At 64.8% G+C, this 22,421-nt stretch carries 17 protein-coding genes; 16 read left to right on the forward strand and 1 reads right to left on the reverse strand.

Annotated elements, in window-relative coordinates:
* The first annotated feature begins 257 nt into the window (after positions 1-257).
* The 6 genes from ACVWZ5_RS23080 (at position 258) to ACVWZ5_RS23105 (ending at position 7,149) form a co-directional block, all read left to right on the forward strand.
* Entirely contained in the window at positions 258-770 is a 513-nt protein-coding gene (locus ACVWZ5_RS23080) for an RNA polymerase sigma factor (RefSeq protein WP_457340888.1), read from the forward strand.
* A gap of 93 nt (positions 771-863) precedes the next feature.
* Positions 864-1,826 carry a FecR family protein gene (locus ACVWZ5_RS23085; protein WP_062575028.1) on the forward strand — a complete coding sequence of 321 codons (963 nt, stop codon included), beginning with the start codon at positions 864-866 and terminating at the stop codon, positions 1,824-1,826.
* Positions 1,827-1,951: 125 nt separating this feature from the next.
* Positions 1,952-4,540, forward strand: a complete 2,589-nt coding sequence (locus ACVWZ5_RS23090; protein ID WP_186599421.1) for a TonB-dependent receptor — start codon at positions 1,952-1,954, stop codon at positions 4,538-4,540.
* 147 nt (positions 4,541-4,687) lie between these two features.
* A complete protein-coding gene (locus ACVWZ5_RS23095; protein ID WP_062575030.1) occupies positions 4,688-5,293 on the forward strand; it encodes a biliverdin-producing heme oxygenase in 606 nt (201 codons plus the stop codon).
* 49 nt (positions 5,294-5,342) lie between these two features.
* Positions 5,343-5,756: a YbaN family protein gene (locus tag ACVWZ5_RS23100; RefSeq protein ID WP_062575031.1), complete on the forward strand. Its 414-nt coding sequence runs from the start codon at positions 5,343-5,345 to the stop codon at positions 5,754-5,756.
* A gap of 58 nt (positions 5,757-5,814) precedes the next feature.
* On the forward strand, positions 5,815-7,149 hold the full coding sequence (locus tag ACVWZ5_RS23105) for a CoA transferase (RefSeq protein ID WP_457340889.1): 1,335 nt from the start codon (positions 5,815-5,817) through the stop codon (positions 7,147-7,149).
* A gap of 139 nt (positions 7,150-7,288) precedes the next feature.
* Here the strand turns inward: ACVWZ5_RS23105 and arcD (ACVWZ5_RS23110) are convergent, their stop codons facing one another.
* A complete protein-coding gene (gene arcD, locus ACVWZ5_RS23110; RefSeq protein ID WP_084943439.1) occupies positions 7,289-8,716 on the reverse strand; it encodes an arginine-ornithine antiporter in 1,428 nt (475 codons plus the stop codon).
* 434 nt (positions 8,717-9,150) lie between these two features.
* On the opposite strand from arcD (ACVWZ5_RS23110), the gene arcD (ACVWZ5_RS23115) reads away from it, so the two are divergent.
* From arcD (ACVWZ5_RS23115) to gcvT, 10 genes are all read left to right on the forward strand, one after another.
* Positions 9,151-10,578, forward strand: a complete 1,428-nt coding sequence (arcD, locus tag ACVWZ5_RS23115; protein WP_028691982.1) for an arginine-ornithine antiporter — start codon at positions 9,151-9,153, stop codon at positions 10,576-10,578.
* Positions 10,579-10,611: 33 nt separating this feature from the next.
* On the forward strand, positions 10,612-11,865 hold the full coding sequence (arcA, locus tag ACVWZ5_RS23120; RefSeq protein WP_028691983.1) for an arginine deiminase: 1,254 nt from the start codon (positions 10,612-10,614) through the stop codon (positions 11,863-11,865).
* A gap of 70 nt (positions 11,866-11,935) precedes the next feature.
* A complete protein-coding gene (locus tag ACVWZ5_RS23125) occupies positions 11,936-12,946 on the forward strand; it encodes an ornithine carbamoyltransferase (RefSeq protein WP_062575034.1) in 1,011 nt (336 codons plus the stop codon).
* A 121-nt stretch (positions 12,947-13,067) separates the two neighbouring features.
* Positions 13,068-13,997 carry a carbamate kinase gene (gene arcC, locus ACVWZ5_RS23130; protein WP_062575035.1) on the forward strand — a complete coding sequence of 310 codons (930 nt, stop codon included), beginning with the start codon at positions 13,068-13,070 and terminating at the stop codon, positions 13,995-13,997.
* 56 nt (positions 13,998-14,053) lie between these two features.
* The gene (locus ACVWZ5_RS23135) at positions 14,054-14,416 is read left to right on the forward strand and encodes a DUF5064 family protein (RefSeq protein ID WP_062575036.1); all 363 of its coding nucleotides are present in this window, start codon (positions 14,054-14,056) and stop codon (positions 14,414-14,416) included.
* A gap of 106 nt (positions 14,417-14,522) precedes the next feature.
* Complete coding sequence (locus tag ACVWZ5_RS23140) at positions 14,523-16,031, forward strand: sigma-54-dependent transcriptional regulator (protein WP_435768229.1); 1,509 nt, start codon at positions 14,523-14,525, stop codon at positions 16,029-16,031.
* A gap of 281 nt (positions 16,032-16,312) precedes the next feature.
* The gene (gcvH, locus tag ACVWZ5_RS23145) at positions 16,313-16,696 is read left to right on the forward strand and encodes a glycine cleavage system protein GcvH (protein ID WP_062575038.1); all 384 of its coding nucleotides are present in this window, start codon (positions 16,313-16,315) and stop codon (positions 16,694-16,696) included.
* 11 nt (positions 16,697-16,707) lie between these two features.
* Positions 16,708-19,563 (forward strand): aminomethyl-transferring glycine dehydrogenase, encoded by a 2,856-nt coding sequence (gene gcvP / locus ACVWZ5_RS23150; protein ID WP_084943434.1) that lies wholly within the window; start codon positions 16,708-16,710, stop codon positions 19,561-19,563.
* Between the two features lie 149 nt (positions 19,564-19,712).
* Complete coding sequence (locus tag ACVWZ5_RS23155; RefSeq protein WP_457340890.1) at positions 19,713-21,089, forward strand: L-serine ammonia-lyase; 1,377 nt, start codon at positions 19,713-19,715, stop codon at positions 21,087-21,089.
* Between the two features lie 26 nt (positions 21,090-21,115).
* Positions 21,116-22,237, forward strand: a complete 1,122-nt coding sequence (gene gcvT / locus ACVWZ5_RS23160) for a glycine cleavage system aminomethyltransferase GcvT (protein WP_280070740.1) — start codon at positions 21,116-21,118, stop codon at positions 22,235-22,237.
* Positions 22,238-22,421: the final 184 nt, after the last annotated feature.

The raw sequence follows: 22,421 nt of genomic DNA on the forward strand, positions 1-22,421 counted from the left end.
TGCGAAAGGGGCGCGTAGCGGCCCCAGATTCTGAGCCATCTTCGAAATTGCCGGGGCTGCTGCGCAGCCCTTTCGCAACGCAAGGCCGCTCCCACAGGGGGGTAGTTCCCTACGCGACAGCGTAGCCCGCAGGGCTGGGTGGTCTCCTAAAGAGACCGCGTTAGCCGCAATATTTACCTGTTCGTGACATTTCCACGCTTGACCTGGAGCATGGATGATAAGCATTATCATTCACCCGAAAACGACCAGGTTTCCCCGTGAGTCAGTCCCGGTTCAACTCCGTGTTCCTCAGCCAGCGCCTCTCCCTGCTGCGCACCTTGCAACGCATGGTGGGCAACCCCAGCACCGCCGAGGACCTGCTGCAGGAAACCTACCTGCGAGTCACCCGCGCCCTGGGCGAGCGGCCGATCGAGCACCTCGAACCCTTCGTTTTCCAGACCGCCCGCAACCTGGCCCTGGACCACCTGCGCGCACGTCGGGTGCAGGCGCGCACGCTGGTGGACGATGTGCCCGAGCAGGTCCTGCACAATGTCGCCGCCCCCTCGACCAGCAGCGAGGACGCCGCCCACGCCGAGCAACTGCTCAAGCACCTGAGCGTCAGCCTCGGCCAGCTCAGCGAACGCCAGCAGCGCATCTTCATCCTCAGCCGCCTGCACGGCGCCAGCTACCTGGAAATCGCCGACCAACTGAAGGTCTCGGCCAGTACGGTGCAGAAAGAGCTGAAACTGATCATGGCCATCTGCATGGGCGTGGCCAATCGTCACCAGTGATGCGACCGCTCGCCACTGGCCTGCGCAAAGCCCTTGCCATGGGCAAGGTCTGCACTGATCATGCGCAAAAAATGCCCGATGCAAGGATCCTCCGTGACCGACCACCGCCCCCCTCGCCCGTCACCTGCCGAGCCTGATGCCCGCGCCCGTGCCCGCGAGGAGGCGCTCGACTGGTTGATCCGCCTGCAGTGCGCCAGCGAGGACGACACCCGCGCCTTCGAGCACTGGCTGGGGGCCGAGCCGGAAAACGCCGAGGCCTATGTCGAGGCCGAAGCGCTGTGGAACGGCGCCTCGCTGCGCCAGGCCGCCGGCCAGTTGCAGCACAGGCGCAAGCGCTCGCTCGCCGGGCGCCTGCGCAGCCACTGGAAACCGCTGGCCACCGCCGCCGTGCTGCTGGTCGGGCTGTTCACCTTCGGCAACCTGCCGGTGCGCCTGCAGGCCGACCACCTGACCGTGGTCGGCGAACGCCAGCGCCTGGAGCTGGACCCGGGCGCCAAGGTGCTGCTCAACACCAACTCGGCCTTCGCCAGCGACGAGCGCGAGGGCCGCAAGGTCGCCCGCCTGCTGCAGGGCGAGGCGTACTTCCAGGTATCCAATACCAGCCAGCCGCCCCTGGAAGTCCAGGCCGGCCCGTTGCGCGCCAGCGTGCGCGACACCGACTTCGCCGTGCGCTACCTCGATGGCGAGGCCCAGGTGCGGGTACAGCGCGGTGATGTCGACCTGCAGGCCGCGAGCGACCAGCGCATCCGCCTGAGCGCCGGCGACAGCATCAGCGTCGGCCCCAAGGGCTTCGGCCAGCGCCAGCGTCCCGACATGAGTAAGGACCTGGCCTGGATCGAGGGCCGCCTGGTGTTCGAGAACTGCCCGCTGAGCCAGGTGCTCGCGGAAGTCCGACGCTACTACCCTGGCTGGATCATCAACCGCAACGCCCACCTGGAGCAGGTCGCGGTCACCGGCAACTACCGCCTCGACCAGCCGCTGGAAACCCTGCGCGCCCTCGCCCATATCACCTCGGCGCAACTGCACGAGTACCCTGCCGTGGTGATTCTCAACTGACCCTGTAAGTTTTTTTACGCGATCACCCTGGCTCGCCCGTCTCGTTATAGCCAATACGATTGATTCTCGTTCGAAAACGAGAACAAGCACCGCCTATAACTCACGCGCGACAGGGAGCGCTTTCGATGCCCACAGGTCAGACCCGCCCGTCCACTTCTTCCCGCCGTCGCGGGCAATTGTCCCTGCTGACCCTGGCCCTGCTCGCCAGCGGCGCCTGCAGCCTGCCGGCGCTGGCCGTGGAACCGGCCCAGGCCAGCAGCCCGCGCATGGGCGACTACCGTTTCGCCATCGCCCAGCAGCCGCTGGTCGAGGCCATCAACGCGTTCAGCAAGGTGACTGGCTGGCAGGTCGGCTTCAGCGCCGAGCTGGCCGACGGTGTGGCCTCGCCCGGCGTGCAGGGCTCGCTGGCCCCGGAAGCGGCGCTGCAGCGCCTGCTGCGCGGCACCGGCCTGGGCTATCGCAAGATCGGCAACGGCAACGTGGTGCTCGAACGCCAGTGGGCCGGCAACGCCATCGCCCTGCAACAGGTGACCGTCAGCGCCACCCGCAGCGCCCAGGATGTCAGCCAGGTGCCAAGCACCGTCAGCGTGCAGACCCGCGAGCAGCTGGATCGGCAGAACGTCAATGACATCAAGCAACTGGTGCGCTACGAGCCCGGCGTCTCGGTCGGCGGCGTTGGCCAGCGTAGCGGGCTGAACGGCTACAACATCCGGGGCATCGACGGTGAACGTATCCTGACCCAGGTTGACGGTGTGTCGATCCCCGACAGCTTCTTCTACGGCCCCTATGCCCAGACACAACGCAACTACGTCGATCCGGAGATCGTCAAGCGGGTGGAGATCCTCCGCGGTCCTGCCTCGGTACTGTACGGCAGCAATGCCATCGGCGGCGCGGTAAGTTACTTCACCCTCGACCCCGAGGACGTCATCAAACCCGGTAACGATGTCGGCGCCCGCCTGAAGACCGGCTACAGCTCAGCCGACGAGAGCTGGTTGACCTCGGCCACTGTCGCCGGCCGCCAAGGCGACTTTGACGGCCTGCTGCATGTCAGCCAGCGCAACGGCCACGAAACCGAATCATATGGCAAACATGGCGGCACCGGTCTTGGCCGTAGCGAGGCCAACCCCGAGGACGTGCGCACCACCAACGTCCTGGCCAAGCTTGGCTGGGACTATGCCGACGATGCCCGGTTGGGATTCACCTACGAGCACTACAAGGATGACCGCGACCAGAACATCCTGAGCGCGGTGGGTGGTCCATTCATTCCTGGTCGCGGCGCCTCCAACATGTACCGCATGCGTCAGGGCAACGACACCGTCACCCGAGAACGCTTCGGCATCAACCACGAGTTCGGCTTCGACAGCCTGGTTGCCGATCACGCGAAATGGAGCTTGAACTACCAGATTGCCAAGACCGATCAACGCACAGACGAACTGTACTTCGCCAGTGGCCGCCAGGTGTTTCGCGATCGCCAGACTACTTACAAGGATCGCCAGTGGGTCTTCGATGGCCAGTTGGACAAAGCGTTCAGCATTGGCGCCACTGACCACCTGCTGACCTACGGCACAACGCTCAAGCACGAAAAGATCACCGGCACGCGAAGCGGCACCGGCACCTGCCTGAACGTCGGAGGTAGCTGCACCGCCTTCGGCCAGAACAGCCCCAGTGACGGCCAGGCGTTGGTGAGCGATTTCCCGGATCCAACCGTGAACACCTACAGCCTGTTCGCTCAGGATGAGATCCGCTGGAACAACTGGACCTTCCTGCCAGGCGTGCGATATGACTACACCCGCATGGAACCAGAGATGACTGCCGAGTTCCTGCGCGGTATCCAGGGTACTGGCGCCGCGCCGGGCAGTATCGATGACTCGGACAAGAAATGGCATCGGGTCTCGCCTAAATTTGGCGTGACTTACGCATTCAACGACAACTACACCTGGTACGGTCAGTACGCCGAGGGCTTCCGTACACCGACCGCCAAGGCCATGTACGGCCGCTTTGACAACCCTACGCTCGGCTACAGCGTCGAGCCGAACCCAAACCTCGAACCAGAGAAGAGCAAGAGCTACGAAACGGGCCTGCGCGGCAGCTTCGAGGCCGGCAACTTCGACGTGGCGGTGTTCTACAACAAGTATCGCGACTTCATCAACGAGGACGCAGTACAGTCGGCAAACCTTGGCTCGACCTTCCAGGCCAACAACATCAAGCACGCCACTATCAAGGGCGCAGAGTTCAAGGGGCGCTTGAACCTCGACCACTTCGGTGCAGCACAGGGCCTGTACACCCAGGGCTCGCTGGCCTACGCCCATGGTCGCAATGACGATAACGGCCAGCCGCTGAACAGTGTCAACCCGCTGACCGCAGTCCTCGGGTTGGGTTACGAAACCTCCAACTATGGCGGCCTGCTTAGCTGGACCCTGGTAAAACGCAAGGACCGGGTCGACGATTCCACCTTCTTCGCCCCCGATGGTGCCAGCAAGCAGTTCCGCACCCCTGGCTATGGCGTACTGGACCTGACCGGTTTCTACAAGGTGACGGACGACATCACCGTAAACGCAGGGCTCTACAACCTGACCGACAAAAAGTATTGGCAGTGGGATGACGTCCGTGGCTACGACGCGCTTGGCGAAGCAGGCGTGACCCAGCCAGCCAACCTTGATCGGCTGACCATGCCGGGGCGCAACTTCGCCATCAACTTGGTGTGGGATATCTGATCGGCTGAAAAGGGCGGCGCCCGCGATGCAGGTGCCGCCCGTTTCAAGTCATGAGAATGATTTCACTTCGCAGGTGAGGTTTTTTTACTGTCCCGCGTCTTCTGTTTCGTCTTGTCACTAGACGCCCCATTTTCCAAGGATGCCCCCATGACCGCCCCTTCCACCGAACGCGCTGCCCTGCGCTCCCAGCGCCTGAACCAGGTCACCCACGCCCCGCACACCGAGCTGGACGCCCTGGTCAAGTCGCACAAGCCGTTCGACAGCCGCGAAAGCTTCGCCCGCTTCGTGGTTGCCCAGTACCTGTTCCAGTCCGAGCTGCAGGCGCTGTACACCGACCCGCAACTGATCGCCATCGTGCCCGACCTCGCCGCGCGCTGCCGCGCTGAACAGGCGCGCCTGGACCTGGCCGACCTCGAGACCGAAGTGCCCGCACCCTTCGCCGGCGCCCTGGGCAAGCCGAGCCTGGGCGAGGCACTGGGCTGGATCTTCGTCTCCGAAGGCTCCAAACTGGGCGCCGCGTTCCTGATCAAGCGTGCCGTAGCCTTGGAACTGTCCGAGACCTTCGGTGCCCGTCACCTGGGCGAACCGGCGGGCGGCCGTGCCGAAGGCTGGAAGCAGTTCACCCGCATCCTCGACAGCCTGGACCTGTCGCCCGAGGAAGACGCCGCCGCCGAACGGGGCGCTGTTGCTGCCTTCGAGCGCTTCACCGAGCTGCTCAAGCATGCCTACGCCGCCGACGCCGCGCTGGCCTGACACGCTTTACCCGGCCGCCTGCGGGCGGCCACACCGTTGCAGTGAGACCATGACCCGAATCGCCCGCTCGAAACTGTCCCGCCTGCTCTACGCGATCCTGGCCTATGTCAGCCTGGGCATCGGCCTCGTGGCGATCGTCATCCCAGGGCTGCCCACCACCGAGTTCATCCTCCTCGCCGCCTGGGCCGCGACCCGCAGCTCGCCGCGCCTGTCCGCCTGGCTGGAGAACCACCGGCTGTTCGGTCCGATCCTCTACAACTGGCGCAACGGCAAGGTGATCCAGCGCCGCGCCAAGGTCAGCGCGACCATCAGCATGCTGCTGTGCGCCGGCCTGATGCTGACCTTCCTCGAACACCACTGGCCGGTGTTCCTCGCCATCACCGGCATGACCCTGGGCAACCTGTGGATCTGGTCACGCCCGGAACGTCCGACGCCACCAGGCGCTGTCGAACTGCAAGGTTGATTCATTTGCGCTGCGGCGCTGGATGTACTGCAATGGGATCCACGAAGGAGGATCCGGCATGCAGCCATTGCTCGACACCATCGCCCATTCACTACAACTCTCCCCCACCGCCGTAAGCTGGCACGGCATTGGCGCCCTGCCCTCCACATTCGCCGTGACCGAACTGGCCGCCGCCAGCCTCGCCGCCTGCGGCCTGGCCCTGGCCGATCTGCTCCAGGGCCAGTCGGGCCACTGCCCCCTGGTGCACATCGACCGCCGCCTGGCGTCCTTCTGGTTCGCCACCAGCCTGCGGCCTGGCGGCTGGAAGCCACCGCCGCTGTGGGATGCCATCGCCGGCGACTATCAGGCCCGCGACGGCTGGATCCGCCTGCACACCAACGCGGCGCACCACCACACCGCCGCCCTGCGGGTACTGGGTGCCCAAGCCGACCGCGCCAGTGTCGCCCAAAAGGTCGCCCGCTGGGACGCCGATGCACTGGAAGCGGCGGTGGTGCAAGCCGGTGGTTGCGCGGCGCGGATGCGCAGTTGGCCCGAATGGTGCGCGCATCCGCAGGGTTTGGCAGTGAACCAGGAACCGCTGATCCTGCGCCAGGCTTTCACCGCAACCACCCTGGCCTGGCGCGGCAGCGCAGATCGACCGTTGGCCGGCATCAAGGTCCTCGACCTCACCCGCATCCTCGCCGGCCCCATCGCCACCCGCCTGCTGGCCGCTTTTGGTGCCGACGTGCTACGGATAGACCCACCCGACTGGGAAGAGCCCGCGGTGGCCGCCGAGGTTACCCTGGGCAAGCGCTGCGCCCGCCTGGACCTGCACACTCTTGCCGGCCGTCAATGCCTCGAGCGCTTGCTGGCCGAGGCCGATGCGCTGGTACACGGTTACCGCGCCGATGCCCTCGAACGGCTTGGCCTGGGTGTCGAGCGGCGTCGCCAGCTCAATCCCGGGCTGATCGATGTGAGCCTGAACGCCTATGGCTGGAGCGGACCATGGCAAGACCGTCGCGGATTCGACAGCCTGGTGCAGATGAGCACCGGCATCGCCCGCGAAGGCATGCGTTGGCGCCAGACGGATCGGCCCGTACCGCTCCCGGTGCAGGCGCTGGATCACGCCACCGGATACCTGATGGCGGCCGAAGTGATACGGGCGCTGGGGCGAGGCGAGGGATGCCGGTCGAGGCTGTCACTGGCACGCACGGCGGCATTGCTGATCGAACGAGGCACCGTGGAAGAGGACCTGGCGCTGGCCGCAGAGTCGGCGCTGGACATCGATCCGCGCATCGAATACACACCTTGGGGCGAAGCACAGCGGATCAAGGCGCCGCTGAAGGTGGGTGAGGCCACCATGAGCTGGGCGCGTGGAGCCTGCGAGCTTGGCTCAGCGCCTGCCCAGTGGTGACTGTGGGATCCCCTTTAGGAGATCGCCCAAGGGAACTGTCCCCTGTGGGAGCGCCCTTTCGCGACGCAAGGCCGCTCCCACAGGGTCTAGCTAGATCAATAAATTACGATTTGTTCCATGAGAGCGGCGCCCGGCCTGATCACAGGCTCAACACCCCCGAATACAGGGCATACGCCGCCAGCCCCGCCCCCGCCAGTACCGCCGCGAAGATCAGTTTCTCCCACGCGCTGAACAGCACCTGCCCCTGCTCGCGCTTGGCGCGGGCGAACAGGATCACCCCGGGCGCATACAGCAGCGCCGACAGCAACACGTACTTGAGCCCTCCGGCATACAGCAGCCAGACCGCGTACAACAGCGCGATCACCGCCACCAGCAGGTCCTTGCGCCGCAGCCCCGCTTGCCCCTGGTAGCCTTCACCGCGGCAGGCCAGCAGCACGGCATAGGCCGCCGACCAGAAGTACGGCACCAGGATCATCGATGACGCCAGGTAGATCAGGCTGGTGTAGGTCCCCGCCGAGAACAGGGTGATCAGCAGGAAGCCCTGGATCATCACATTGGTCAGCCACAGGGCGTTGGCCGGCACCTGGTTGGCATTCTCCCGCGCCAGGAAGCGCGGCATGGTCTTGTCCCGGGCGGTGGCGTAGAGGATCTCGGCGCACAGCAGCGCCCACGAGAGCAGTGCACCGAGCAGCGACACCGCCAGGCCGATGCTGATCAACAGCGCCCCCCAGGGCCCGACGATGTGCTCCAGCACCGAGGCCAGCGAAGGGTTCTGCAAGCCGGCCAGCTCCGGCTGGGTCATCACCCCCAGCGACAGCACGTTGACCAGTACCAGCAGCGCCAGCACGCCGAGAAAACCGACCACGGTGGCCTTGCCCACATCCGAGCGATGCAGCGCCCGCCCCGAGTAGACACTCGCCCCCTCGATGCCGATGAACACGAACACCGTCACCAGCATCATGTTGCGCACCTGCTCCAGCACACTGCCGAACTGCGGATTGCTCAGGCCCCAGATGTCGCGGGTGAAGATGTCGGCGCGAAAGGCGAAGGCGGCGATGACGATGAACATCAGCAACGGCACGACCTTGGCCACGGTCGTCACCTGGTTGATGAAGGCGGCTTCCTTGATGCCGCGCAGCACCAGGAAATGCACCGCCCACAGCAACAGCGAGGCACTACCGATGGCCACTGGCGTGTTGCCTTCGCCAAACACCGGAAAATAGAAGCCAAGGGTACTGAACAGCAGCACGAAGTAGCCGACGTTGCCCAGCCAGGCACTGATCCAGTATCCCCAGGCCGAGGAGAACCCCATGTAGTCGCCGAACCCGGCCTTGGCGTAGGCATAGACCCCGGAATCCAGCTCCGGCTTGCGGTTGGCCAGGGTCTGGAAGACAAACGCCAGCGCCAGCATCCCCACGGCGGTGATGCCCCAGCCGATCAGCACCGCCCCGACATCGGCGCGGGCGGCCATGTTCTGCGGCAGCGAGAAGATCCCGCCGCCGATCATCGAGCCGACCACCAGCGCGATCAGCGCCCCCAAGCGCAGTTTCTGTCCCGGTTCGCTCATGGGGCTCCTCGTGCGCAGGCGCGTGTGAACAACGTATTGTTATTGGCCGACATTATCGTTACAAGTTTTTTATCAAATAAAGCCATTAAACCTATAGCACTCATAACCATGCTGTCTATCTCGACACCTTAATAAAAACCACATTAGTCGACTACTTGCCAGCTCGTCTAAACCCGTCGCTATTTGCTGTGAAAAATTTGCGAAAGCCGCAAAACGGACTAACTTCTCAGTTCGCAGGCCAAACGGAGCGTTTGCTCTGGAAGGACATGGAGGTGCCAGCATACAAGGCCTGCGTAAGAGCTGTCGGCATCCTCCAGGAGGCGCATGAAGGATTTTTCTGACCTTCATGCGGGCATGAACTGATCTAAGTCAGCGAATGATCCAGGCGTCAGATTTATTCTGAGGTCAACTTTCTCCTGGTACGGAGTCGTTAAATGTCTGATTCTCCCGGAAAACTAAAACTAGGTGCACTCGTTGCACTTGTCGTCGGCTCGATGATCGGTGGCGGGATCTTCTCGCTGCCCCAGAACATGGCCGCCAGCGCCGGCGTCGGCGCCGTGCTGATCGGCTGGGCCATCACTGCGGTGGGCATGCTCACCCTCGCTTTCGTCTTCCAGACCCTGGCCAACCGCAAGCCCGATCTTGACGGCGGGGTGTACGCCTACGCCAAGGCCGGCTTCGGCGACTACATGGGCTTTTCCTCGGCCTGGGGCTACTGGATCAGTGCCTGGCTGGGCAACGTCGGCTACTTCGTGCTGCTGTTCAGCACCCTGGGGTATTTCTTCCCGGTATTCGGTGAAGGCAACACCCCGGCGGCGGTGATCGGTGCTTCGATCCTGCTGTGGGCCGTGCACTTCCTGGTGCTGCGCGGCATCAAGGAAGCCGCCTTCATCAACCTGGTCACCACCGTGGCCAAGGTCGTGCCGCTGGCGCTGTTCGCGCTGATCTGCCTGTTCGCCTTCAAGCTCGACGTGTTCACCGCGGACATCTGGGCCGTCGGCACGCCGGAGCTGGGCAGCGTGATGAACCAGGTGCGCAACATGATGCTGGTCACCGTGTGGGTGTTCATCGGCATCGAAGGCGCGAGCATCTTCTCCTCCCGTGCCGAAAAGCGCTCCGACGTCGGCAAGGCCACGGTCATCGGCTTCGTCACCGTGCTGCTGTTCCTGGTGCTGGTCAACGTGCTGTCGCTGGGCGTGATGACCCAGCCGGAGCTGGCCAAGCTGCAGAACCCGTCGATGGCCGCGGTGCTGGAACACGTGGTCGGCCACTGGGGCGCGGTGCTGATCAGCGTCGGCCTGATCATCTCGCTGCTGGGCGCCCTGCTGTCGTGGGTGCTGCTGTGCGCCGAGATCATGTTCGCCGCCGCCAAGGACCACACCATGCCGGAGTTCCTGCGCCGCGAGAATGCCAACCATGTGCCGGCCAACGCCCTGTGGCTGACCAACGCCATGGTGCAGATCTTCCTGGTCATCACCCTGTTCTCCAACAGCACCTACCTGTCGCTGATCTACCTCGCCACCTCGATGATCCTGGTGCCCTACCTGTGGTCGGCAGCCTACGCGGTGCTGCTGGCGGTGCGCAGCGAGACCTACGAACAGGCCCTGGCCGAACGCAAGAAAGACCTGATCATCGGCGGCATCGCCCTGCTCTACGCGATCTGGCTGCTGTACGCCGGCGGCGTGAAATACCTGCTGCTCTCGGCCCTGCTCTACGCCCCTGGCGCGATCCTGTTCGCCAAGGCCAAGCGCGAAGTTGGCCAACCGATCTTCACCAGCGTGGAAAAACTGATCTTCGCCGCCGTGGTCGCGGGCGCCCTGGTGGCGGCCTATGGCCTGTACGACGGCTTCCTGACTCTCTGAACCCCACGTCTTCGCTTTACAGGAGGATTCACCATGTCCACTGAGAAACAGAAATACGGCGTCCATTCCGAAGCCGGCAAGCTGCGCAAAGTGATGGTCTGCAGCCCGGGCCTGGCGCACAAGCGCCTGACCCCGAGCAACTGCGACGAACTGCTGTTCGACGACGTGATCTGGGTCGACCAGGCCAAACGCGACCACTTCGACTTCGTCACCAAGATGCGCGAACGCGGCGTCGATGTGCTGGAGATGCACAACCTGCTGACCGACATCGTCCAGCAACCCGAAGCGTTGAAGTGGATTCTCGACCGCAAGATCACCTCCGACACCGTCGGCGTCGGCCTCACCAATGAAGTGCGCAGCTGGCTCGAAGGCCTCGATCCACGCCACCTGGCCGAATTCCTGATCGGCGGTGTGGCCGGTCAGGACCTGCCGGAAAGCGAAGGTGCCAGCGTGGTCAAGATGTACAACGACTACCTGGGCCACTCCAGCTTCATCCTGCCGCCACTGCCCAACACCCAGTTCACCCGCGACACCACCTGCTGGATCTACGGCGGCGTGACGCTCAACCCGATGTACTGGCCGGCGCGACGCCAGGAAACCCTGCTGACCACCGCCATCTACAAGTTCCACAAGGAATTCACCAACGCCGACTTCCAGGTCTGGTACGGCGACCCGGACAAGGACCATGGCAACGCCACCCTCGAAGGCGGCGACGTGATGCCGATCGGCAAGGGCGTCGTGCTCATCGGTATGGGTGAGCGCACCTCGCGCCAGGCCATCGGCCAGCTGGCACAGAACCTGTTCGCCAAGGGCGCGGTGGAGAAAGTCATCGTCGCCGGCCTGCCCAAGTCCCGCGCAGCGATGCACCTGGACACCGTGTTCAGCTTCTGCGACCGCGACCTGGTCACGGTCTTCCCGGAAGTGGTCAAGGAGATCGTGCCGTTCATCATCCGTCCGGACGAAAGCAAGCCTTATGGCATGGACGTGCGCCGCGAGAACAAGTCGTTCATCGAGGTGGTCGGCGAGCACCTGGGGGTCAAGCTGCGCGTGGTCGAGACCGGCGGCAACAGCTTCGCCGCCGAACGCGAACAGTGGGATGACGGCAACAACGTGGTGGCCGTGGAGCCGGGCGTGGTCATCGGCTACGACCGCAACACCTACACCAATACCCTGCTGCGCAAGGCCGGGATCGAGGTCATCACCATCAGCGCCGGCGAGCTGGGCCGGGGCCGCGGCGGCGGTCACTGCATGACCTGCCCGATCGTGCGCGACCCTATCGACTACTAAACGTCCATCGCACCCGGTCGCCTCCACGAGACAGCGGCCGGGCACCTCACCGAATCCAAGGAGAACCGTCATGGCGTTCAACATCCACAACCGCAACCTGCTGAGCCTCGAACACCACAGCACCCGCGAGCTGAAGTACCTGCTGGACCTGTCCCGCGATCTAAAGCGCGCCAAGTACACCGGCACCGAGCAACAGCACCTGAAGGGCAACAACATCGCCCTGATCTTCGAGAAGACCTCGACCCGCACCCGCTGCGCCTTCGAAGTCGCCGCCTACGACCAGGGCGCCAACGTCACCTATATCGACCCCAACTCCTCGCAGATCGGCCACAAGGAGAGCATGAAGGACACCGCCCGCGTGCTCGGGCGCATGTACGACGCCATCGAGTACCGTGGCTTCAAGCAGGAGATCGTCGAGGAACTGGCCAAGTTCGCCGGCGTGCCGGTGTTCAACGGCCTGACCGACGAGTACCACCCGACGCAGATGATCGCCGACGTGCTGACCATGCGTGAGCACAGCGACAAGCCGCTGCACGACATCAGCTACGCCTACCTGGGTGACGCCCGCAACAACATGGGCAACTCGCTGCTGCTGATCGGCGCCAAGCTCGGCATGGACGTGCGCATCGCCGCGCCCAAGGCCCTGTGGCCCCATGACGACCTGGTCGAGCGCTGCCATAAATACGCCGAGGAGAGCGGCGCGCGTATCACCCTGACCGAAGACCCGAAAGCCGCGGTCAAGGGCGTCGACTTCGTCCACACCGACGTCTGGGTATCGATGGGCGAGCCGGTCGAGGCCTGGGGTGAGCGCATCAAGCTGCTGCTGCCCTACCAGGTGAACAAGGAACTGATGAAGTCCACCGGCAACCCACGCACCAAGTTCATGCACTGCCTGCCAGCGTTCCACAACTCCGAGACCAAGGTCGGCAAGCAGATCGCCGAACAGTACCCGCACCTGGCCAACGGCATCGAAGTGACCGATGACGTCTTCGAGTCGCCGGCGTGCATCGCCTTCGAGCAGGCGGAGAACCGCATGCACACGATCAAGGCGATCCTGGTGTCGACCCTGGCTGATCTGTAACCCCTGACCAGGGGCTTTTGTGGGAGCGGGCTTGGCCCGCGATAGCGCTAGCCGCAACGACGCCATCGCGGGGCAAGCCCGCTCCCACGCCCCCCCACCGTCTCTCTGAAGGACATTCCCCATGCGTATCGTTGTTGCATTGGGCGGCAACGCCCTGCTGCGCCGCGGCGAGCCGATGACCGCCGACAACCAGCGCGCCAATATCCGCACTGCCACCGAACAGATCGCCAAGATCCACCCCGGCAACGAACTGGTCATCGCCCACGGCAATGGCCCGCAGGTCGGCCTGCTGGCCCTGCAGGGGCTGTCGTACAAGGCAGATGAGGCCTATCCACTGGACGTGCTCGGCGCCGAGACCGAGGGCATGATCGGCTACATGATCGAACAGGAGCTGGGCAACCTGCTGGCCTTCGAGGTGCCGTTCGCCACCCTGCTGACGCAGGTCGAAGTGGACGCCAACGACCCGGCGTTCAAGGACCCGACCAAGTTCATCGGCCCGGTCTACGCCAAGGACGAGGCCGAACGCCTGGCCAAGGAAAAAGGCTGGGTGGTCAAGCCCGACGGCGACAAGTACCGCCGCGTGGTGGCCAGCCCGAAACCCAAGCGCATCTTCGAGATCCGCCCGATCAAGTGGCTGCTGGAAAAAAGCAGCATCGTGATCTGCGCCGGCGGCGGCGGCATCCCCACCATGTACGACGAGAACCGCAAGCTCAAGGGCATCGAGGCGGTGATCGACAAGGACCTGTGCTCGGCGCTGCTGGCCGAACAGCTGGAAGCCGACCTGCTGATCATCGCCACCGACGTCGACGCGGCGTACATCGACTGGGGCAAGCCGACGCAGAAAGCCATCGCCCAGGCCCACCCGGACGAGCTCGAGAAGCTGGGTTTTGCCGCCGGCTCCATGGGGCCGAAGGTGCAGGCCGCCTGCGATTTCGCCCGCAACACCGGCAGGGTCGCGGTGATCAGCTCGCTGGAGAACATCGAGGACATCGTCAAAGGCACCGCCGGTACCCGCGTTTCCACCGCCAAGCCGGGAATCAGCTACCGTTGAACGCAGTTGGCCGGTGCCTGGCACCGGCCGTTTTCAACCTTCCGGAGGATTCTGTCATGGCTATATTCGAACCCGGCCACGTGCATATTCAGCACACGCCTCAAAACCTGGAAAAGTACAGCTATAACCTGAACATCTATTACTCCGTAGTGCAGGACCCAACGGAAGGCCGCTGCATGGAGTTTCGCTTGAAAGGGGAGGTTCAGGGCAAGGAGGTGGACGAAACCTTCAAGATGGCGAAAGACCAAGCATTCAATTTCGCGAGCGATATCAGCAGACGATTGATCGTCCACGGTTTACCGGAATCTGCCATCGCCCTGGGCTCCAATCACAAATTCTATGACCGGATGTTCAAGGATATTCAGGAGCAGCTGGGGCGTAAGCCAGGCGATCCGATCAATCCTGAACACCTTGAGTAATCAAAACGGCTTCGTGCTTGTGGGAGCGGACTTGCCCCGCGATTGGGTTTAGAGGCCTACCCAAGGCATACTGGCGCACTCGCTTGGCCACTGCCCCGATCTCCCCATGCGCATCCACGTCAGCTTCATCGACCGCGTCGGCATCACCCAGGAAGTCCTGGCGCTGCTCGGCGCCCGCAACCTCAACCTCGATGCCGTGGAGATGGTCCCGCCAAACGTCTACATCGACGCCCCGACCCTGAGCCCCGCCGTGCTTGAAGAGCTGCACGACGCCCTGTTCGAGGTGCGCGGCGTGCAGTCGGTGCAAGTGGTCGACATCCTCCCCGGCCAGCGCCGCCACCTGCAGCTCGACGCCCTGCTCGCCGCCATGAGCGACCCGGTGCTGGCGGTGGACAGCGCGGGCAAGGTGCTGCTGGCCAACCCGGCGCTGATCGCCCTGTGCGGACGTGAGTCCGCCGGGCGTTCGGTGGGCGAACTGTTCGGTGATCCGGACCTGCTCCAGGCCCTGCTGGACAACAATTTCCACCTGCCCATGCGCGAAATGCAGCTGAACGGCCAGAGCCTACTGCTCGATGCCACGCCGATCACCCATGCCGGCGGCCTGCTGACCCTTTACCCGCCCAACCGCATGGGCGAGCGCCTGTCGGCGCTGCACCACGATCACGCCGAGGGTTTCGACGCCATGCTCGGCGACTCACCGGCAATCCGCACCCTCAAGGCCCGCGCCTTGCGCGTGGCCACCCTCGATGCGCCACTGCTGGTGCACGGCGAGACAGGCACCGGCAAGGAACTGGTGGCCCGTGCCTGCCACGCCATCAGTAGTCGCCATCCCGCGCCGTTCCTGGCCCTCAACTGCGCGGCGCTGCCCGAGAGCCTGGCCGAGAGCGAACTGTTCGGCTATGCCCCCGGCGCCTTCACCGGCGCGCAACGTGGCGGCAAGCCCGGGCTGATGGAGCTGGCCAACCAGGGCACGGTGTTCCTCGACGAGATCGGCGAGATGTCGCCCTACCTGCAGGCCAAGCTCCTGCGTTTTCTCAGCGACGGCAGCTTCCGCCGGGTCGGCGGCGACCGCGAGGTGAAAGTGGATGTGCGCATCATCAGCGCCACCCACCGCGACCTGGAACGCATGGTCGCCGAGGGCACCTTCCGCGAAGACCTGTTCTACCGCCTCAATGTCCTCAACCTGCAGGTGCCACCGCTGCGCGAGCGCGGCCAGGACATCCTGTCGCTGGCGCAGTTCTTCATGCAGCAGGCCTGCACCCAGATCCAGCGCCCGGCCTGCCGCCTGGCCCCGGCCACGCACCCCGCACTGCTGGCCAACCCCTGGCCGGGCAACGTGCGCCAGCTGCAAAACGTGATCTTCCGTGCTGCGGCCATCTGCGAAAGCAACGTGATAGACATCGGCGACCTCGACATCGCCGGCACCTCGGTGGCCCGTGGGCAGGATGGCGAGGTAGCAAGCCTGGAACAGGCGGTGGGGGATTTCGAGCGCGAACTGTTGCAGCGGCTGTATGCCAGCTACCCCTCGACCCGGCAGTTGGCGGGACGCTTGCAGACTTCGCACACAGCCATCGCCCAGCGCTTGCGCAAATATGGAATCCCAACCAGAGGTTGAAGCAGGCGCATCAACCGTTTCGATTTCATTACACCGTATCGATATCGATACACATCCATTTGCATGCGTCTTTGCAAGGGTTTGATCCCGCAACGCTTTTGATTCCCGGCCTACCTGTATCGATTTCGTTCCATAAAAATGACAAAAATCCTACCATATGTTGGCAACTAATTGATTAGTAAGGATTTTTGGTAGCTGGCCGCATTATTGCTAAGGGAATTCCAACCTTAAGAGCGCGGAGCCTACCGCGCCCAACGCCCCCTGCTTCCCGAGGAATTCCCATGAGCGAGTTGCGTTTCACCGAAGATCACGAATGGCTGCGCGTCGAGACTGACGGCAGCGTCACCGTGGGCATCACCGCCTACGCCCAGAACGCCCTTGGCGACGTGGTCTATGTGCAACTGCCGGAGCTGCAGCAGTACGACAAGGGCACCGAAGCCTCCACCGTGGAATCGGTCAAAGCCGCCAGCGGCGTGTACATGCCGCTCACCGGTGAAGTGGTCGCTGTCAATGAAGGCCTGAACGACAGCCCCGAGCTGGTCAACGAAGACCCGCTGGGCGAAGGCTGGTTCTTCCGCTTCATCCCTGCCGACATGAGCGAAGTGAACGCCCTGCTCGACCAGGACGCCTACGACCGCCTGCTCAAAGCCAACGACGACGCCTGAGGTACCGCATCATGACCATCAACCTCGGCACCGCCAACGAATTCATCGCCCGTCACATCGGCCCGCGCGCCGCTGACGAGCAGGCCATGCTCACCACCCTGGGCTTCGACTCGCTGGAAGCGATGACCGCCGCCGTCATCCCCGACAGCATCAAGGGCACCAGCGTGCTCGGCAGCGACGACGGCCAGAGCGAGGCCGACGCCCTCGCCGCGCTGAAGGCGATTGCCAGCAAGAACCAGTTGTTCAAGAGCTACATCGGCCAGGGCTACTACAACACCCACACCCCGGCACCGATCCTGCGCAACCTCCTGGAAAACCCGGCCTGGTATACCGCCTACACCCCGTACCAACCCGAGATCTCCCAGGGCCGCCTGGAAGCGCTGCTGAACTTCCAGACCCTGATCAGCGACCTCACCGGCCTGCCGATCGCCAACGCCTCCCTGCTCGACGAGGCCACCGCTGCCGCCGAAGCCATGACCTTCTGCAAGCGCCTGTCGAAGAACAAGGCCAGCCACGCCTTCTTCGCCTCCGTGCATTGCCACCCGCAGACCCTCGACGTGCTGCGCACCCGCGCCGAGCCGCTGGGCATCGAGGTGGTGGTGGGCGACGAGCGCGAACTGGGCGATGTCAGCGCCTTCTTCGGCGCCCTGCTGCAGTACCCGGCCAGCAACGGTGACGTGTTCGACTACCGCGAAGTGGTGCAGCGCTTCCACGCCGCCGGCGCCCTGGTGGCCGTGGCCGCCGACCTGCTGGCCCTGACCCTGCTCACCCCGCCGGGCGAATTCGACGCCGACGTGGCCATCGGCAGCGCCCAGCGCTTCGGTGTACCGCTGGGCTTCGGTGGCCCGCACGCGGCCTACTTCGCCACCCGCGACGCGTTCAAGCGCGACATGCCGGGCCGCCTGGTCGGCGTGTCGATCGACCGCTTCGGCAAGAGCGCCCTGCGCCTGGCCATGCAGACCCGCGAGCAGCACATCCGCCGCGAGAAGGCCACCAGCAACATCTGCACCGCCCAGGTGCTGCTCGCCAACATCGCCAGCATGTACGCCGTGTACCACGGCCCAGCCGGCCTCAAGCGCATTGCCGAGCGCACCCACGCGCTGACCGCGATCCTCGCTACCGGCCTGACCAAGCTGGGCATCAAGGTCGTCACCGGCGATTTCTTCGATACCCTGACCCTGGCCACGGGTGAGAGCACCAGCACACTGCACGACAAGGCCCGCGCCCAAGGCATCAACCTTCGCCAGGTCGACGCCGCCCAACTGGGCCTGTCGCTGGACGAAACCAGCACCCAGGCCGATGTCGAGGCCCTGTGGCAGCTGTTCGCCGACGGCCAGGCCATCCCTGACTTCACCGCCCTGGCCAACACCATCGCCGTGCGCCTGCCGGCCGGCCTGCTGCGCCAGTCGGCCATCCTCGAACACCCGGTGTTCAACCGCTACCACAGCGAAACCGAGCTGATGCGCTACCTGCGCCGCCTGGCCGACAAGGACCTGGCGCTGGACCGCAGCATGATCCCGCTGGGTTCGTGCACCATGAAGCTCAATGCCGCCAGCGAGATGATCCCGGTGACATGGGCAGAGTTCGGCAACCTGCACCCGTTCGCCCCGGCCGAGCAGAGCCAGGGTTACCTGCAGATGACCACCGAGCTGGAAGCCATGCTCTGCGCGGCCACCGGCTATGACGCCGTGTCGCTGCAGCCCAACGCCGGCTCCCAGGGCGAGTACGCAGGCCTGCTGGCGATCCGCGCCTACCACCGCAGCCGCGGCGACAGCCACCGCGACATCTGCCTGATCCCGTCCTCGGCCCACGGCACCAACCCCGCCACCGCGCACATGGCCGGCATGCGCGTGGTGGTCACCGCCTGCGACGCCCGCGGCAACGTCGACATCGACGACCTGCGCGCCAAGGCCATCGAGCACCGCGAGCGCCTGGCGGCGATCATGATCACCTACCCGTCGACCCACGGCGTGTTCGAGGAAGCCATCGGCGAGATCTGCGCGATCATCCACGACAACGGCGGCCAGGTGTACATCGACGGCGCCAACATGAACGCCATGGTCGGCCTGTGCGCCCCGGGCAAGTTCGGCGGCGACGTGTCGCACCTGAACCTGCACAAGACCTTCTGCATCCCCCACGGCGGTGGCGGCCCGGGTGTCGGCCCTATCGGCGTCAAGTCGCACCTGGCGCCGTTCCTGCCCGGTCACGCCGCCCTGGAAAACACCCAGGGCGCGGTCTGTGCCGCACCGTTCGGCAGCGCCAGCATCCTGCCGATCACCTGGATGTACATTCGCATGATGGGTGGCGCCGGCCTCAAGCGCGCCTCGCAGATGGCGATCCTCAACGCCAACTACATCGCCCGCCGCCTGGAAGAGCACTATCCTGTGCTGTACACCGGTGGCAACGGCCTGGTGGCGCATGAGTGCATCCTCGACCTGCGTCCGCTCAAGGACACCAGCGGCATCAGCGTCGACGACGTGGCCAAGCGCCTGATCGACTTCGGCTTCCACGCCCCGACCATGTCCTTCCCGGTGGCCGGCACGCTGATGATCGAACCGACCGAAAGCGAGTCCAAAGAGGAACTGGACCGCTTCTGCAACGCGATGATCCAGATCCGCGAGGAGATTCGCGCCGTCGAGAACGGCAGCCTGGACAAGGACGACAACCCGCTGAAGAACGCCCCGCACACCGCGGCGGAGCTGGCCGGCGAATGGACCCACGGCTATAGCCGCGAGCAGGCGGTGTACCCGCTGCCGAGCCTGGTGGAAGGCAAGTACTGGCCACCGGTGGGCCGCGTCGACAACGTGTTCGGCGACCGCAACCTGGTCTGCGCCTGCCCGTCGATCGAGAGCTATCAGGACGTCTGATAGCTCTTCCATGCAGGAGTGAGCCTGTGGGAGCAGGCTTTGTGGGAGCGGGCTTGCCCCGTGATTTGCGGTATCGGCCCTATCGCGGGGCAAGCCCGCTCCCACGCAGTCCACTCCCGCGCATGCCGACTCACCCAGGAGGTTGCACCATGTCCCTGAGCGTCTTCGACCTGTTCAAGATCGGCATCGGCCCCTCCAGCTCGCACACGGTCGGGCCGATGCGCGCCGCCGCGCGCTTTGCCGAAGGCCTGCGCCGTGACGGCCTGCTGACCGACACGCTCAGCGTCAAGGCCGAGCTGTACGGCTCGCTCGGCGCCACCGGCAAGGGCCACGGCAGCGACAAGGCCGTGCTGCTGGGCCTGGAAGGCGAACACCCCGATACCGTCGACACCGAGTCCATCCCAGCCCGCTTGCAGGCGATCCGCGACAGCGGCCACCTGCGCCTGCTCGGCGAGCACGAAATCGCCTTCGTCGAGAAGCAGCACCTGGCAATGATCCGCAAGCCGCTGGACTATCACCCCAACGGCATGATCTTCCGCGCCTTCGACGCCGCCGGCCTGCAGATCCGCAGCCGCGAGTACTACTCGGTGGGCGGCGGCTTCGTGGTCGACGAGGAGGCCGCGGGCCACGACCGCATCGTCGAGGACAGCACCGTGCTGGCCTACCCGTTCAAGACCGGCAAGGAACTGCTGACCCATTGCACCACGCAACAGTTGTCGTTCAGCCAGGTGATGCTGGCCAACGAAACCGCCTGGCGCCCGGAGGCCGAGACCCGCGCCGGCCTGCTGCGCATCTGGCAGGTGATGCAGGACTGCGTCGAGGCCGGCTGCCGCCACGAGGGCATCCTGCCCGGCGGGCTGAAGGTCAAACGCCGGGCGCCGGCACTGTACCGCCAGCTCAGCCGTCACCCGGAGGCCAGCCTGCGCGACGCGCTGTCGGTGCTCGACTGGGTCAACCTCTATGCCCTGGCGGTGAACGAGGAGAACGCCTACGGCGGCCGCGTGGTCACCGCGCCAACCAATGGCGCGGCCGGTATCGTCCCGGCGGTACTGCACTACTACATGCGCTTCGTCCCCGGTGCCAATGAGGACGGCGTGGTGCGCTTCCTGCTCACCGCGGCGGCGATTGGCATCCTCTACAAGGAAAACGCCTCGATCTCCGGCGCCGAGGTCGGCTGCCAGGGCGAGGTCGGCGTAGCTTGCTCGATGGCCGCCGGCGCCCTGTGCGAAGTGATGGGGGGTACCCCGCAGCAGGTGGAGAACGCCGCCGAGATCGGCATGGAACACAACCTGGGCCTGACCTGCGACCCCATCGGCGGGCTGGTCCAGGTGCCCTGCATCGAGCGTAACGCCATGGGCTCGGTGAAGGCGATCAACGCGGTGCGCATGGCCCTGCGCGGCGACGGGCAGCATTACGTCTCCCTCGACAAGGTCATCCGCACCATGCGCCAGACCGGCGCCGACATGAAAAGCAAATACAAGGAGACCGCCCGCGGCGGTCTGGCCGTCAACATCATCGAATGTTGACCCGAACAAAAAACGAGGAGTCACCGATGTCCGAAACACTGCACAAGACCCCACTGCACGCCCTGCACCTGGAACTGGGCGCGCGCATGGTGCCCTTCGCCGGCTACGACATGCCGGTACAGTACCCGCTGGGCGTGCTCAAGGAGCATCTGCACACCCGCGAGCAGGCCGGCCTGTTCGACGTTTCGCACATGGGCCAGATCATCCTGCGCGGCAACGACGCCGCCCGTGCCCTGGAAACCCTGGTGCCGGTGGACATCGTCGACCTGCCGGTGGGCATGCAGCGCTACGCCATGTTCACCAACGCCGAGGGCGGCATCCTTGACGACCTGATGGTCGCCAACCTGGGTGACGACACCCTGTTCCTGGTGGTCAACGCCGCCTGCAAGGACCAGGACCTGGCGCACCTGCGCAAACATATCGGTGATCGCTGCGAGATTCAGCCACTGTTCGAGCAGCGCGCCCTGCTCGCCCTGCAAGGCCCGGCGGCGGTCAAGGTGCTGGAACGCCTGGCCCCGGAAGTGGCCGGCATGACCTTCATGCAGTTCCGCCCGGTCAGCCTGCTCGGCAACGATTGCTTCGTCAGCCGCTCGGGCTACACCGGCGAGGACGGCTACGAGATCTCGGTGCCGGCCGCCGCCGCCGAAGCCCTGGCCCGCCGCTTGCTGGCCGAGCCCGAGGTCCAGCCGATCGGCTTGGGCGCGCGCGACTCGCTGCGCCTGGAAGCCGGCCTGTGCCTGTACGGCCACGACATGGACACCACCACCACCCCGATCGAGGCCAGCCTGCTGTGGGCCATCTCCAAGGTGCGCCGCGCCGATGGCACCCGCGCTGGCGGCTTCCCTGGCGCCGACACCGTGTTCGCCCAGCAACAGGCTGGCGTGGCGCGCAAGCGGGTCGGCCTGCTGCCCCAGGAACGCACGCCTGTGCGTGAGGGCGCGCAGATCGTCGACCAGGCTGGCAAGGTGGTCGGCGAAGTGTGCAGCGGCGGCTTCGGTCCGACGCTCGGCGCGCCCGTGGCCATGGGCTATGTCGATACCGAACATGCGGCCCTCGACACGGCGTTGTTTGCCGTCGTCCGTGGCAAGCAAGTTGCCCTGAAAGTCAGCAAAATGCCTTTCGTGGCACAACGTTACTACCGTGGCTGAATGAGTGGATTGGACGGGTTCGACATATTCGTTTTCGAACCTGTCCAATAACTTCTGAACATAGCGCCAGCCCAGGCGCCACGCCGTTTCCGACAAATCGTTCGGTTATCGGGAAAACCCTGATTTTCACCCGCTGGAAGGGCTTGTTTTTCGCTCGGCAGTTGGCGTAGAGTCATCGCACTGT

Source organism: Pseudomonas sp. TE6283, assembly GCF_054060555.1.